Annotated in this window: 11 protein-coding genes and 1 riboswitch; of the genes, 3 read left to right on the top strand and 8 right to left on the bottom strand. The window is 75.5% G+C overall.

All coding sequences use genetic code 11. The features are described 5' to 3' along the window. The 7 genes from IE219_RS13235 to IE219_RS13205 all read right to left on the bottom strand — a co-directional run bounded on the left by IE219_RS13235 (window position 1) and on the right by IE219_RS13205 (window position 8480). The gene (locus IE219_RS13235; protein ID WP_189976877.1) at window positions 1-1401 is read right to left on the bottom strand and encodes a cobyrinic acid a,c-diamide synthase CobB; all 1401 of its coding nucleotides are present in this window, start codon (window positions 1399-1401) and stop codon (window positions 1-3) included. Further along, window positions 1395-2003: a cob(I)yrinic acid a,c-diamide adenosyltransferase gene (cobO, locus tag IE219_RS13230; protein WP_189976876.1), complete on the bottom strand. Its 609-nt coding sequence runs from the start codon at window positions 2001-2003 to the stop codon at window positions 1395-1397. The genes IE219_RS13235 and cobO overlap by 7 nt, the downstream gene beginning before the upstream one ends. Then, entirely contained in the window at window positions 2003-4078 is a 2076-nt protein-coding gene (locus IE219_RS13225) for a putative cobaltochelatase (RefSeq protein WP_189976875.1), read from the bottom strand. The genes cobO and IE219_RS13225 overlap by 1 nt, the downstream gene beginning before the upstream one ends. A 49-nt stretch (window positions 4079-4127) precedes the next feature. Next, window positions 4128-5699: a cobyric acid synthase gene (locus IE219_RS13220; RefSeq protein WP_189976874.1), complete on the bottom strand. Its 1572-nt coding sequence runs from the start codon at window positions 5697-5699 to the stop codon at window positions 4128-4130. Continuing rightward, window positions 5696-6670 carry a cobalamin biosynthesis protein gene (locus tag IE219_RS13215; RefSeq protein WP_189976873.1) on the bottom strand — a complete coding sequence of 325 codons (975 nt, stop codon included), beginning with the start codon at window positions 6668-6670 and terminating at the stop codon, window positions 5696-5698. Before IE219_RS13215 ends, IE219_RS13220 begins: the two co-directional genes overlap by 4 nt. 54 nt (window positions 6671-6724) lie before the next feature. Then, window positions 6725-6806, bottom strand: a riboswitch (cobalamin riboswitch). A gap of 159 nt (window positions 6807-6965) precedes the next feature. Next, window positions 6966-7187 carry a hypothetical protein gene (locus tag IE219_RS13210; protein ID WP_189976872.1) on the bottom strand — a complete coding sequence of 74 codons (222 nt, stop codon included), beginning with the start codon at window positions 7185-7187 and terminating at the stop codon, window positions 6966-6968. Window positions 7188-7205: 18 nt separating this feature from the next. Next, window positions 7206-8480 carry an inorganic phosphate transporter gene (locus tag IE219_RS13205; RefSeq protein ID WP_189976871.1) on the bottom strand — a complete coding sequence of 425 codons (1275 nt, stop codon included), beginning with the start codon at window positions 8478-8480 and terminating at the stop codon, window positions 7206-7208. Between the two features lie 426 nt (window positions 8481-8906). Here IE219_RS13205 and IE219_RS13200 point away from each other — a divergent pair, with 426 nt between their 5' ends. Then, window positions 8907-10034 carry an alpha/beta hydrolase gene (locus IE219_RS13200; protein WP_189976870.1) on the top strand — a complete coding sequence of 376 codons (1128 nt, stop codon included), beginning with the start codon at window positions 8907-8909 and terminating at the stop codon, window positions 10032-10034. A gap of 97 nt (window positions 10035-10131) precedes the next feature. Then, complete coding sequence (locus tag IE219_RS13195; RefSeq protein WP_373298822.1) at window positions 10132-11571, top strand: hypothetical protein; 1440 nt, start codon at window positions 10132-10134, stop codon at window positions 11569-11571. Window positions 11572-11621: 50 nt separating this feature from the next. Here IE219_RS13195 and ypfJ read toward each other — a convergent pair whose 3' ends face one another. Continuing rightward, a complete protein-coding gene (gene ypfJ / locus IE219_RS13190) occupies window positions 11622-12512 on the bottom strand; it encodes a KPN_02809 family neutral zinc metallopeptidase (protein WP_189976868.1) in 891 nt (296 codons plus the stop codon). 281 nt (window positions 12513-12793) lie between these two features. Here ypfJ and abc-f point away from each other — a divergent pair, with 281 nt between their 5' ends. Next, complete coding sequence (gene abc-f, locus IE219_RS13185; protein ID WP_189976867.1) at window positions 12794-14392, top strand: ribosomal protection-like ABC-F family protein; 1599 nt, start codon at window positions 12794-12796, stop codon at window positions 14390-14392. The last annotated feature ends 137 nt before the right edge of the window (window positions 14393-14529 follow it).

Raw genomic sequence — 14529 nt, 5'->3', positions numbered from 1 at the left:
TCACCCGCAGTGCTCCACGAACCGTGCGGCCGTCCCCGGCGCCCCCGCCCAGTGCGTGTGCACATAGCTGGCGTGCACCCCGCCCCGTACGAAGCCCTCAAGGCGCCGCTCCGGCTGGAAGAGCCCCCAGGCGGGCCGCTCGCCCGCGCCCGGCTCGATCACCGTGCGGTGGAACTCGTGCCCCCGCACCCGGGTCCCGGCCGCCGCGAGCGGGCTGTCGCCCACGGCGACGGCGTCCCGGTAACCGAGCGTCAGGCGCCCCGACATGCGCGCGTCGGCGTCGAGGATCCCGCACATGGGGTGCCCGTCCAGCGACCGCGCGAGGTACAGCAGCCCGGCGCACTCGGCGGCGACCGGCGCCCCGGACGCGGCGAGCTCCGCCACGGCCTTCCGCAGCGGCTCGTTGGCCGACAGCTCCGCCCCGTACACCTCGGGGAAGCCGCCGCCTATGACGAGGCCGGCCGTCCCCTCGGGGAGCGCCTCGTCCCGCAGCGGGTCGAAGGCGACGACCTCCGCGCCGGCCGCCTCCAGCAGCTCGGTGTGCTCGGCGTACGAGAACGTGAACGCCGCGCCGCCCGCGACGGCCACCGTCGGCCTCCGGCCGGAGCCGGGCGCCGTCCGCCGGCCGCCGGCCGCGTCGTGCCCGTCCGTTCCGTCCCGCGAAGCGCCCGCCCGCTCCGCGGACGGCGACCACGGCTCTGCGGAGAGCGGCGGCGCCGACCGGGCGAGCGCGAGCAGCCCCTCCAGGTCGCACCCGGCACGCACCTGTTCGGCCTGCGCGGCGACCGCGTCCACGGCCTGCGCCCGCCGCTCCGCCACCGGCACCAGCCCCAGGTGCCGGGACGGCGTCTCCACCGCCGGTGCCCGCCGCAGCACGCCGAGGACCGGCACCCCCGACTCGCCCAGCGCCTCCCGCAGCAGGTGCTCGTGCCGGTCGGTCGCGACCTTGTTCAGGATCACGCCGCCGATCCGCACCTCCGGGTCCCAGGACGCGAAGCCGTGCACGAGCGCCGCCACCGACCGCGACTGCGAGGAGGCGTCCACGACCAGCACCACCGGCGCCCTCAGGAGCTTGGCCACCTGCGCGGTCGAGGCCAGCTCGCCCTGGTCGGCGGCGCCGTCGTACAGCCCCATCACGCCCTCGACGACGGCCAGGTCGCAGCCGCGCGCCCCGTGCGCGAACAGCGGCGCGACCAGGCCCGTGCCGCACATGAACGCGTCGAGGTTGCGCCCCGGGCGGCCGGTGGCGAGCGCGTGGTAGCCCGGGTCGATGTAGTCGGGCCCCACCTTGTGCGGGGAGACCGCGAGCCCGCGTCCGGCGAACGCGGCCATCAGACCGGTCGCCACCGTGGTCTTGCCCGCGCCCGACGACGGCGCGGCGATGACGAGACGTGCTACCACTCGATGCCCCGCTGGCCCTTCTGGCCGGCGTCCATCGGGTGCTTCACCTTGGACATGTCGGTGACGAGGTCGGCGAAGTCCACCAGTTCCCGCGGCGCGTTGCGGCCGGTGATGACGACGTGCTGCTGACCGGGCCGGTCCCGCAGCACCTCCACGACCTCCGCCACGTCGATCCAGCCCCAGTGCAGCAGGTACGCGAACTCGTCGAGGACGTAGAACTTGTACGTCTCCTCGGCCAGGTCCCGCTTGACCTGCTCCCAGCCCTCGCGCGCCTTGTCCTCGTGCGACGGCTCGCCCTCGGCGGTCTCGCGCTGGATCCAGGACCAGCCCTCGCCCATCTTGTTCCACGTGACGGTGCCGCCCTTGCCGGTCTCGCCGAGCGCCTTGAGGGCGTTCTCCTCGCCGACCTTCCACTTGGCGGACTTCACGAACTGGAACACCCCGATCGGCCAGCCCTGGTTCCAGGCGCGCAGCGCCATCCCGAAGGCGGCCGTCGACTTCCCCTTGCCGACGCCCGTGTGCACCATCACCAGTGCCCGGTTGCGGCGCTGACGGGTCGTGAGGCCGTCGTCGGGCACGACGGTCGGCTGTCCCTGCGGCATTAAGCGGCCCTCCTGACAGAGCGGTTGTCCTGTGCTTCTCGTACGAGCCCGGCGATCGCGTCGGCCCGCAGTTCGTCCAGGGTGACGGCGGTGCCGCCCAGATCACGGGCGAGGCTCCCGGCGAGGCCGAGCCGCACCGGGCCCGCCTCGCAGTCCACGACGACGGCCGCCGTGCCGTCGGCGGCGTGCAGCCGCGCGGCCCGCGCCGCCAGCCCCACCGGGTCCGGGCCGCCGCCGGTGGCCCGCCCGTCGGTCACGACGACGAGCAGCGGCCGGCGCGAGGGGTCCCGCAGCCGCTCCACCCGCAGCACGTCGTGCGCCCTGAGCAGCCCGGCGGACAGCGGCGTACGGCCCCCGGTGGGCAGCTCCTCCAGGCGGGCCGCCGCCGCGTCCACGGACGAGGTCGGCGGCAGCGCCAGCTCGGCGTCCCGCCCCCGGAAGGTGACCAGGCCGACCTTGTCCCGCCGCTGGTAGGCGTCGAGCAGCAGCGAGAGCACGGCGCCCTTCACGGCGCCCATCCGCCGCCGCGCCGCCATCGACCCGGAGGCGTCCACCACGAACAGCACCAGGTTCCCCTCGCGCCCCTCCCGCACCGCCTGCCGCAGGTCGTCCCGGCGCACCACGAGCCCCGGCCCGGACCGCCCGCGCGCCCGCTGGTGCGGGGCGGCGGCCCGTACGGTCGCGGCCAGGTGCAGCTTGGTCAGCACGCCCCGGGGCCGGGTCTCCCCGGTGGTCCGCCCGTGCTCGGTCCGGGCCCGGGACCGCCGCCCGGCGGCCCCCTCGCCCAGTCCGGGCACGCTCAGCACCTTCGTACGGAACGGCTCGGCGGCCTTCACAGCGGCCCGCTCGCCCGCGCCCCCGCCGGAAGCGGGCGCGGGCGCCTTCTCCGGCATGTCGACGGTCTCGGGCGCGGAGGTCTCCCCGGGCCCGTCGCCGGTCTCGGGCGCGGGCCCCTCGCCGCCCTGCGGCGGCACCCCGCCGCCACCCCCGCCGGGCCCGCCGTCCCCGGGGCCGCCGTCACCGGGCCCGTCGGGCTCCGGGTCCGGATCGTCCTTCGGCGCGTCGTCCCCGAACCGCTCCAGGGTCTCGTCGAGCCTGTCCTCGTCGAGCCCCGGCGCGTCGAACGGATTGCGCCGCCGCCGGTGGGGGAGCGCGAGCAGCGCGGCCTGCCGCACGTCCTCGCCCGTCACCTCCGCCCGGCCCGCCCACGCGGCGAGCGCGGTCGCGGTCCTCGCCATGACGATGTCGGCGCGCATGCCGTCCACCTCGAACGCGGCACAGGTGGCGGCGATCTGGAGCAGCGCGCCGTCCCCGAGGACCACCCGGGGCAGCAACTCCCGTGCGGCGGCGATCCGTTCGCGCAGCGCGGTCTCCTCCCCGGCCCAGCGGGCGGCGAAGCCGGCCGGGTCGTCCTCGAACGCCAGCCGCCGCCGTACGACCTCCACCCGCTCCTCGGGCACCCGGGAGGCGGCCACCTCCACGGTCAGCCCGAACCGGTCGAGGAGCTGCGGCCGCAGCTCGCCCTCCTCCGGGTTCATCGTCCCGACCAGCAGGAACCGCGCGGCGTGCCGCACCGAGACGCCCTCGCGCTCGACGTGCGAGGCGCCCATGGCGGCGGCGTCGAGGAGGTGGTCCACCAGGTGGTCGGAGAGCAGGTTGACCTCGTCGACGTAGAGGATCCCCCGGTGCGCGGCGGCGAGCAGCCCGGGCTCGAACGCCTTCACGCCCTCGGCGAGCGCCCGCTCGATGTCCAGCGCGCCGACGAGCCGGTCCTCGGACGCGCCGACCGGCAGCTCGACCATCCGCGCGGCCCGCGCCCCCGCCCCCGCGTCCCGGTGGGGCCCGTCCGGGCAGCCGGGATCGGGCGCGGCGGGATCGCAGCTGAACCGGCACCCGTCGACGACGGCCACCTCGGGCAGCAGCTCGGCGAGGGCCCGTACGGCGGTCGACTTCGCGGTCCCCTTCTCGCCCCGCACGAGCACCCCGCCCACGCTCGGGCTGACGGCGTTCAGCAGCAGCGCGAGCCGCAGGTCGTCCATTCCGACGACGGCGGTGAACGGAAAACGGGTGCTCATCGGGGGCCCACTCCTTCGGTGCGTACGGATGACGGGACGGACCGGGCGCTCACGGCGCGCCCGGCGGGACGAACGGCAGGCCCTTCGGCGGGCCCTCCTCGACGAGCCGCAGCAGCGCGTCCGTGTCGGCGTGCTCCTCGATCAGGTCGCCGAGCCGGTCGAGCTGCTCCTCGCGCAGGGTGCCGAAGGAGGTGTCGGGGGCGGGCACGAAGGCCCGGCCCGCCGCCGCCGCGACCTCCCGCAGGAACGCCCGCCGGAAGCCGTCGCCCTCCAGGGACCCGTGCCAGTGGGTGCCCCACACGGCGCCGACCCGGCAGCCGTCCAGGCCGCGTCCTTCGCCGTCGGAGACGAACGCCTCCCCGCCGCGCACGTCCGCGACGCCGTGGTGGATCTCGTACCCCTCGACCCGCTCGCCGAGCGCCTCGCCGACCGGCCGGGCGAGCGTCTTCTCGCGCGCGAACCGCACCCGTACGGGCAGCAGCCCGAGCCCGTCGACCGCGCCCGCCCGCGACTCGACCTCGTCCTCGATGCGCTCGCCGAGGGCCTGGTAGCCGCCGCAGATCCCGAGGACCGGGCGGCCCTCGGCGGCGCGCCGGGCGATCGCGTCGGCGAGGCCCCGCTCGCGCAGCCACGCCAGCGCCTTGACCGTGCCCCGGGTGCCGGGCAGGACGACGAGGTCCGCGTCGGCCAGCTCCTCCGGCCGGTCCACGAACCGCACGATCACGCCCGGCTCGGCGGCCAGCGCGTCCACGTCGGTGAAGTTGGACATGAGCGGTACGGCGCAGACCGCGACCCGCAGCACGTCGGCGCCGACCGGCGGCGCGACGACCGACTCGCGGACCGCGCCCCGCAGCGACACCCTCCCCCAAGGTCTCGACTTCGCTCGACCAGGGGGGACCCCCATGCCGTCCTCCTCGTCGATGCCGAGGCCGTGCGCGTACGGCAGCACGCCGAAGGTCCGGCGGCCGGTCAGCCCGCGCAGCATGTCGAGCCCGGGTTCGAGCAGCGTCACGTCGCCCCGGAACTTGTTCACCAGGTATCCGGCGACCAGCTCCTGGTCCTCGGGCGCGAGCAGCGCCGTTGTCCCGAAGAACTGGGCGAAGACCCCGCCCCGGTCGATGTCGCCGACCACCACCACGGGCAGCCGGGCGGCCCGCGCGATGCCCATGTTGACGATGTCGGTGCGCCGCAGGTTGATCTCGGCCGGGCTGCCCGCGCCCTCGCAGATCACCGCGTCGTAGGTGGCCCGCAGCTCCTCCAGGCAGGCCATCACCGGCTCGAAGAGCGACGCCTGCCGCCCCCCGTGGTAGCCCCGGGCGCTCATCTCGCCGACCGGCTTCCCCATGAGCACGACCTGGCTGGACCGGTCGCTCCCCGGCTTGAGCAGCACCGGGTTCATCAGCGCGGTCGGCTCGACCCGGGCGGCCTGCGCCTGCATGGCCTGGGCGCGCCCGATCTCGGCGCCCTCCCGGGTCACGAAGGAGTTGAGGGACATGTTCTGCCCCTTGAACGGCGCGACGCTCACGCCCCGCCGGACCAGCCAGCGGCAGATGCCCGCCGTGACGACGCTCTTGCCCGCGTCGGAGGTCGTCCCGGCGACGAGCAGCCCCCCACCCCTCACTTCGTCCTCCGCTTCGCCGCGTCCACGATCAGCCGGCCGCCCGCGCAGGCGGCCAGGGTCAGCCAGGTCACCCGGCGCGAGAGCCGCACCGCCCGGTCGATGTCGGCGACCGCCACGGGCCGCCCCGCCCCGTTCAGCACGGGCCGGTGCTCGACCCGCCCGCCGTACGAGAGCGTCCCCCCGAGCCGTACGCCCAGGGCGCCCGCGAACGCCGCCTCGACCGGTCCGGCGTTGGGGCTGGGGTGTTTCGCCGCGTCGGCCCGCCAGGCCCGTACGGCCCCGCGCGGGTCCCCTCCCGCGACGGTGGCGAGGGCGGCGGTGAGCCGGGCGCCCGGCCAGCCGGCCGCGTCGTCGAGGCGGGCCGAGGCCCAGCCGTAGCGGCGGTGGCGCGGGGACCTGTGGCCGACCATGGCGTCCAGGGTGTTGACGGCCCGGAAGCCGAGCAGTCCCGGCACGCCCGCGACGGCGCCCCAGACCAGGGCGCCGACGACCGCGTCGGAGGTGTTCTCGGCGACCGACTCGACGACCGCGCGGGCCATCGCCGGACCGTCCAGGGCCTGCGGGTCGCGCCCCACCAGGTGCGGCAGCCGCTCGCGGGCGGCCTCCAGGTCGCCCGCTTCGAGGGCGCCGCCGATCGCGCGGGCCTCCCGGCCCAGGGTCGTCCCGCCGACGACGGCCCACACGGCGGCGGCGGTCAGCGCGGCGGAGGCGGCGCGGCTGCCCCGCACCGTCCGGGCGGCCAGCGCGCCGGCCGCGACGGCGGTCCCGGCGCAGACGGCGGTGTGCAGGACGCCCCGGCCCCGGTCGTCGCGCCACAGCCGCTCCTCGACGGCGGCGGCGGCCCGCCCGAAGGCGGCGACGGGATGGCCCCGGCGGGGGTCGCCGAGGAGCAGGTCGACGGCGAGGCCGGCGGCCGCTCCGTACGCGAAGACTGCGGTGGCTCGGGAAGCCACGGGGGTGCGGCCGGGCATGGCGGCGTGTCCTCACTCAGGGTCCGCGCCCTGGGTCGACGTGACCGGCGGCGAGAGTTCCTGGCTCCCGGACCCCGCTGGTCGCGGGGGCCGGTCACAGTGGCGGGACCGCGCCGGAATCGCACCGGGCTTCCTCTCCATTGCCGCCGTAATGGCCCCGGCAGTCCACCACGCCCCGCGAACAGCCGTCAACCCGGGCTTGACCTGCGGCGGGTCACTGTGCGAAGCGCCACAGACACGACGGAGGGGCGGCCCGCACCCGCAGGCACGGACCGCCCCGTCCGGGGACCGCCGGTCAGGCGACGATCAGGTAGATGCCGTAGGCGACGGCGGCCGCGCAGAGCGCGAAGCAGGCGTAGGCGCCGGTGCGGGCGAGGACGGCGGAGCCGCCCCGGGCCTCGGCGGCCTCCTGCTTGGTGAGGCCGACGATGCCGAGGGAGAAGAGGCCCACGAGGGCGACGGTGGCCACGAGGCTGACCCCGAAGACGGAGCCGAGAGCTGCCCAGTCGATCTTCATGCGCTTGGTTCCAGTTCCTTAGACCGCGGCGGCGGGGGCCGGGGGAGCGGCGGGGTCGGTGGGACCCGGGGTGGGGATGGTGCTCTTGAGGCCCTCGTCGGCGACCGCGGCGACGGAGCCCGCGGCGGGCGGCGGGGTGACGGCCGCGATGGCGGTGGTCACGACGCCCGGCGCCTCGGCCGGCGCGTCCAGGTCGTCGGCGGTGACGTTGTGCTGGTCCACCGGCTGGCGGCGGGAGAGCGCCCAGATCACGGCCGAGCCGCCGACCAGGAGGACCGCCACCAGGACGATGCCCCAGGTGCCCTGCTTGGTGAGGAACTCGGCGCCCGCGCCGACCAGGCCGGCGGCCGGGAGCGTCAGACCCCAGGCGACGAACATCCGGGTGGCGGTCGACCAGCGGACGACGCCGCCCTTGCGGCCGAGGCCGGCGCCCATCACGGCACCCGAGCAGGACTGGGTGGTGGAGAGGGAGAAGCCGAGGTGCGAGGAGGCCAGGATGACCGTCGCGGCGCTGGTCTGGGCGGCGAAGCCCTGCTGCGGCTGGAGGTCGGTGAGGCCCTTGCCCATGGTGCGGATGATGCGCCAGCCGCCGAGGTAGGTGCCGAGCGCGATCGCCATGCCGGCCGAGACGATGACCCACAGGGGAGGGTTCGAGCCGGGGGCGACGACGCCCTGGGTGACCAGGGCGAGGGTGATGATGCCCATCGTCTTCTGGGCGTCGTTGGTGCCGTGGGCGAGCGAGACGAGACCGGCGGAGGCGATCTGGCCGGCCCGGTAGCCCTTGGCCGTGGCCTTCGCCTCGGGGTTCGCCTTGATCCGGTACGTCAGCTTGGTCGCGGCCGCCGCGGCGAGGCCGGCGACGATCGGCGCGGCTACGGCCGGGATGAGGACCTTGGTGACGATGGTGGAGCCGTTGACGGCCGACCAGCCGGCCGACATGACCGCGGCGCCGATGAGGCCGCCGAAGAGGGCGTGGGAGGAGCTCGACGGCAGGCCGAGGAGCCAGGTCAGCAGATTCCACAGGATGGCGCCGACGAGGGCGGCGAAGATCACTTCGGTTCTGATGCCCTCCTCATTGATGATGCCGCCGGAGATCGTCTTGGCGACCTCGACGGAGAGGAAGGCACCGACCAGGTTCAGCACGGCGGACATGGCCACCGCCGTCTTGGGCTTGAGCGCACCGGTCGAGATGGTGGTCGCCATCGCGTTGGCGGTGTCGTGGAAACCGTTCGTGAAATCGAACACGAGAGCTGTCACGACCACAATGGCGAGCAGCAGCGTGATGTGTTCCATTTACCCAGGCAATCGTTTGACGTCAGTGGCTGGTTGAACGTAGGCAATCTGAGTGAACAGAAGGTGAACTGGGCGGGGCATCACGGTGTCCCTAATCGGCGCGCGAGGATTCCGCTTGGCCCTCGGACGCGCCTCGGCGCGGTCCCGGTGTCCACCATCCGGTCACCCGTGACCCCCGGTAATACCGCCCGGTACCGGACGCACCGGACGGACCGGGCTTTCTGTCCACCCGGACATGTTCCACCCCCTGGACACCACCACCCCCGAACCCTCCGCACACATCACCCCAGGAGGAGACCCTCATCACCCTCTTGGGGGCAGGAAGGGGGCGCTCCCGGGCCCCTTCGGGAGCGTCTCCGGGCCGTCCCGTCCCGCCGATGGCCCCGTCCGGTGGCAGGCTGCCGGGCTCCTGCCGAGACTGGGAACGTGCGCCCGGCTACAGCGACGGCAGCGGCCGTCACCACTCTGATCGGTGTCGGCGCGGTCGCGGTCGCGGCCGGCCGCCACGCCAGCGAGGTCGCCCTCGGGACGGCCTCCGGCCGCCCCCTGCCCGGCGACCCCCGACTCACCGTCCACGCCACCGGACCCGACCGGGTCACCCTCACCCGCAGCCTCGCCTCGCTGCGCCCCGGCACGTACGGGATGACCGGGCACGGCCTGCACGCCGTCGTCGGCCCCCCGCTCGACCGCTTCCCGCACACCGCCGACACCGTCGTCCGCCGCCTCGAACGCGTCGAGCGCGGCGCCCTCGCGCCCGGCACCCGCGTCCGCCTCACCCCCCAGCTCCACACCGGCACCCCCGAGACCGCCCTCGGCCTGCCCCACGAGGACATCGAGCTCCCCGGCGAACTCGGCCCGCTGCCCGCCTGGCTCGTCACCGGCCCCCGCCCCACCTGGGTGGTCACCGTCCACGGCGTCGGCACCGGCCGCGAGCACGCCCTCAACCTCGTCCCCTTCTACGCCCGCCGCCGCGTCCCCGTCCTCGTTCCCGCCTACCGCGGCGACGAGGGCGCCCCCGCGCCCGCCGACGGGCTCGGCCGGCTCGGCGACACCGAATGGCGCGACGTCGACGCGGCCCTGCGGTACGCGGTCCGGCGCGGGGCGGGGAAGATCGTCCTGCACGGCTGGGGCACCGGCGCCTCCATGGCCCTGCGCGCCGCCGCCGAGTCGGGGGTACGGGACCGGATCGTCGGCCTCGTCCTCGACTCGCCCGTCCTCGACTGGGAGACCACCGTCCGCAGGCTCGCCGCCGCCCGCGGCGTCCCCGGGCCGCTGGTCCCGCTCGCCGTCCGCGCCGCCCTCGGCCGCACCGGGCCGCACGCCGACCGGCTCGCCGCCGCGACCGCGCCGGACGCCCTGCGGGTCCCCGTCCTCCTCGCCCACGGGCCGGACGACACGATCGCCCCCTGGGAGCCCTCCGTCGAACTCGCCGCCCGGCGGCCGGACCTGGTCAGCCTCCTCACCGTTCGGGAGGCTCCGCACACGGCCATGTGGAACGCGGACCCCCTGCGCTACGAAGAGGCCCTCCGCCGCTTCCTCACCCCCCTCATGTGACCCCCCGGGGCCGCCCCGCCACGCCGTCCCCGCGCGGGGACGGGGCGCGGGGGGATTCCGATTGGGCTTTCGGGCCGTCAGCGGGAAGACTGCCCCCGTGACGTCTCGAAAGCCCGATGAACCATTGGCGCGCAACTCCAGACTCCGACTCGTCCGTCCGCGGTCCCTCGCCACCGCCCGGCGGGCCGCGACGACGCGGCGCACCCGGCCCGCCCCGAGGCCGCCCGAGGGCACCCCGCCCCGCGCGGAACTGGCCCGGCAGGCCCGGCTCGTCCTGGCCGACGCCGTGCGGATCGCCCGCTGGGCGGCCGTGCCGCGCGGCGCGCAGACGGGTCCCCGCGGCATGTCCGCGAAGGCGCCCGGCGGCGGCCCGCTGGACACCCCGGCGGACGCCGAACGGGCCGCCGCCGAGCTCGACCTGACGCCGGAGCGGATCCGGGCCGGCTGGGACCGCGCCCGGCTGGCCGGCCTCGTCGAGCTGCACGGCGCCGCCGTCCGGCCGGGCTGGCGGCTCCAGGCGTGGGACCGCGACGATTCGGCCGTGCTGCGCGGCTGGGTCGCGCTCCTCGACGCCTGGTCCCTGGTCCACCCGGCCCCCGAGGGCGTGCCGGCGGGGGCGGTGGCGGAGGTCGTGGAGGCCGTCCCGCAGGTCCTGTCGCTGCTCCAGCTCTCCCAGGGCCCGGTGCTCCTCCCGGTCCTCCTGGACCTCCTGGGGCAGCGGGTGGACGAGCTGCGGGAGGAGCGCTGCGAGGTGCCGGGCGACGGCGTGCCGGTCCGCCCGTCCGCGCCGGAGGCCCCGGCGGCCGGTCTGCCGGGGCTCCTCGACTGGGCCCTGGAGGGCCTGGCGGAGGTGGGCGCGCTGACCCTGGACCGGGAGCCCGAGGGCCGGCAGGCGACGCTGACGCCGCTGGGCAACTGGGCGGTCTGGGTCAAGCTGGAGCAGATCTGCGTGGCCGCGCAGAGCCCGGCGGGCAACATCGAGCAGTCGGCCGCCGACATGCTCCGGGGCTGCGCCCGGCTGCGGCCGGGCCCGGCCCGCGACGAGTACCGGGCGTGGCTGGCGGCCCGCACGCTGGCCGGCGCGGTCGCCGAGCTGGTGGGGGTGGCGCGCGGCGAGGACGCCCTGCTGCGCGGGCTCGCCTTCGAGGCGCTGCGGGTGGTCGGCGCCCCGGCGGAGGCGGAGGTCCGCGCCGCCGTCGCGGAGCCGTCGCTGCGCCCGTACGCGCTGCTCTGGCTCGCCGAGTACGAGGGCACCGACCCGGACGACGCCCCGGAGGTCCTGACCCGGGAGGAGGCGACCTGGCTGTGGGTGGACACGGCGGCGGCCGTCGCCGACCACGGGGAGAGCGAGCTGCTGGTCCGGCACCTGGACTCGGCGGTGCAGGGCACGGTCCCGGCGCTGCTGGACGAGGTGCGGGCGGTGGGCCATCCCCGGACGGTGCAGGTGCTGGTGGCGCTGGCGGCGGCCCACCCGGACCCGGCCCTGGCCAAGGCGGTCCGCCGGGCGGCCTTCCAGGTCCACACCGGCGGCTCCTGACCCGCCGCCGGTGCCCGCCCCGCGGCCCCGGCCGAACCGGGGCGGCGGGTTCACCGGAAGGTGTTGCAGCGGGCCATGTCGCCGGTGTCGTATCCGGTGCGGAACCACTGCCGGCGCTGCGCGGCGGAGCCGTGCGTCCAGCTCTCCGGGGTGACCCGGCCCTGGAAGCGCTCCTGGATCCGGTCGTCGCCGACGGCGGCCGCCGCGTCGAGGCCGTCGCGGATGTCGGCGTCGTCCAGGCGGGTGATCAGCGGCCGGCCGGTGGACTCGTCGGGGGTGCCGGTCGCGTGCCGCGCCCACACGCCCGCGTAGCAGTCGGCCTGGAGCTCGACCCGCACGGCGTTGGACCCGGCCCCGGTCCGCCCGTCCTGGGCCCGGCTGAGCGTGCCCATCAGGTTCTGGATGTGGTGCCCGTACTCGTGGGCCACCACGTACGCCTGGGCGAAGGGCCCGCCGTCGGCGCCGAAGGTGGTCCGCAGCTCGTCGAAGAAGCCGAGGTCGAGGTAGACCTGTCGGTCGCCGGGGCAGTAGAAGGGGCCGACGGCGGAGGTCGCCGCGCCGCAGGCGGTGTTCACCCGCTGGGTGAACAGGACGGTGGTGGCGGGGGAGTAGGTGCCGCCGCGGCGGGTGTACTCGGCCCGCCAGTAGTCCTGGAGGCTGTTGGCCACGGCGACCGTGCGGCAGTCCTCGCGGCTGTTGGCGTCGGCGCCGGTCCGGCAGCTGCGGTTCACCTCGGCGGCGGAGGAGGAGCTGGCGGCGGGCTGGTCCCCGCCGTCGGTGAGCCCGAGCTGCTCGGGGCCGACGCCGAAGAGGAGGCCGAGGACGAGGGCGACGAGCCCGGCGATGCCGCCGCCGATGGTGGCCCGCCCGCCGGGGACGCGGCTGCCGCGGACATCCTTGACCTCCGAGGTGTCGAGTCGGGCGTCGTCGTCGAACTGCACGGTCCACCTCCGCGTCGGCGCGGCGGTCCTGACCGCCGCCCTCCGCCGAGTATCGGACGCCCTCCGGCCGGTCGCCCCTTTTGTTCCCCTCTCGGGCGAGAAGAGAGAAAGCTCCCGATCGCGGCCGGGTCCCCCGTGCGGCCGAAACCCAGTTGCCCGCGCCCGATAGAATGGCCGTATGGACATTCTCCCCTGGGACATCCTCCCCTGGGTGCACTAGCGGCGCCGCAGCCCGTCACCTGTCGTCATCCGCCGTATCCCCACCGCCCTGGAGTCTGTCCGTGATCACCGCTTCCGGTATCGAGCTGCGTGCCGGTGCCCGCATCCTCATCGAGAACGCTTCCTTCCGCGTCGCCAAGGGCGACCGCATCGGCCTCGTCGGCCGCAACGGAGCCGGGAAGACCACCCTCACCAAGTGCCTGGCCGGCGAGGGCCAGCCCGCCGGCGGCACCATCACCCGCTCCGGCGAGGTCGGCTACCTCCCGCAGGACCCCCGCACCGGCGACCTCGACGTCCTCGCCCGCGACCGCGTCCTGTCCGCGCGCGGCCTCGACGTCCTCATCCGCAAGATGCGGATGAACGAGGAGCGGATCGCCACCGGCTCCGGCGCCACCCGCGAGAAGGCCCTCAAGCAGTACGAGCGCCAGGAGACCGAGTTCCTCACCAAGGGCGGGTACGCCGCCGAGGCCGAGGCGGCCACCATCGCCGCCGCCCTCGGCCTGCCCGACCGGGTCCTCGGCCAGCCGCTGCACACCCTCTCCGGCGGTCAGCGCCGCCGGATCGAGCTGGCCCGCATCCTCTTCTCGGACGCCGACACCCTGCTCCTCGACGAGCCGACGAACCACCTCGACGCCGACTCGATCACCTGGCTGCGCGACTACCTGAAGACCTACCGCGGCGGCTTCATCGTCATCTCCCACGACGTGGACCTCGTGGAGACCGTCGTCAACAAGGTCTTCTACCTGGACGCCAACCGGTCCGTGATCGACGTCTACAACATGGGCTGGAAGCTCTACCAGCAGCAGCGCGAGGCCGACGAGAAGCGCCGCAAGCGCGAGCGGCAGAACGCCGAGAAGAAGGCCGCCGCGCTCAACTCGCAGGCCGACAAGATGCGCGCCAAGGCGACCAAGACCGTCGCCGCGCAGAACATGGCCAAGCGCGCCGAGCGGCTGCTCTCCGGCCTGGAGGCGGTCCGCGTCTCCGACAAGGTCGCCAAGCTGCGCTTCCCGGAGCCCGCGCCCTGCGGCAAGACCCCGCTCACCGCGGAGGGCCTGTCCAAGTCGTACGGCTCGCTGGAGATCTTCACCGACGTCGACCTGGCCATCGACAAGGGCTCCCGCGTCGTCATCCTCGGCCTCAACGGCGCCGGCAAGACGACCCTGCTCCGCCTCCTCGGCGGCGTGGAGAAGCCCGACACCGGCGAGGTCACCCCCGGTCACGGCCTCAAGCTCGGCTACTACGCCCAGGAGCACGAGACCCTGGACCCGGAGCGCACCGTCCTGGAGAACATGCGCTCCGCCGCCCCCGACCTCGACCTGGTCGAGGTCCGCAAGACGCTCGGCACCTTCCTCTTCTCCGGCGACGACGTCGACAAGCCGGCCGGGGTGCTCTCCGGCGGCGAGAAGACCCGGCTGGCGCTCGCGACCCTGGTCGTCTCCTCGGCCAACGTGCTGCTGCTCGACGAGCCCACCAACAACCTCGACCCCGCCAGCCGCGAGGAGATCCTCGGCGCGCTGCGCACCTACAAGGGCGCGGTCGTCCTGGTCACCCACGACGAGGGCGCCGTCGAGGCGCTCGACCCGGAGCGGATCATCCTGCTCCCGGACGGCGTCGAGGACCTCTGGGGTCCGGACTACGCGGACCTGGTGGCCCTGGCCTGAGGCCGGGCTGGATCATTCGGCTCATCGGTGATCCATCATCTGAGTGAGCCGACCTCGTACCTCCGGCGCGGGCCCTGCTGAATCCTTCCGGCAGGGCCCGCGCCGCACCTTTTCCCGGCGCACCCCGCTGACCTGCC

Origin of the sequence: Streptomyces termitum, from assembly GCF_014650175.1 — a bacterium.
Taxonomy (GTDB): Bacteria; Actinomycetota; Actinomycetes; order Streptomycetales; family Streptomycetaceae; genus Streptomyces; species Streptomyces termitum.
This window is presented reverse-complemented; position numbering and strand designations above follow the sequence as displayed.

Coding starts and splice junctions, on each gene's coding strand:
- cobO (WP_189976876.1), bottom strand. CDS start 2,003: ATGCCGCAGGGACAGCCGACCGTCGTGCCCGACGACGGCCTCACGACC.
- IE219_RS13225 (WP_189976875.1), bottom strand. CDS start 4,078: ATGAGCACCCGTTTTCCGTTCACCGCCGTCGTCGGAATGGACGACCTG.
- IE219_RS13215 (WP_189976873.1), bottom strand. CDS start 6,670: ATGCCCGGCCGCACCCCCGTGGCTTCCCGAGCCACCGCAGTCTTCGCG.
- IE219_RS13210 (WP_189976872.1), bottom strand. CDS start 7,187: ATGAAGATCGACTGGGCAGCTCTCGGCTCCGTCTTCGGGGTCAGCCTC.
- IE219_RS13205 (WP_189976871.1), bottom strand. CDS start 8,480: ATGGAACACATCACGCTGCTGCTCGCCATTGTGGTCGTGACAGCTCTC.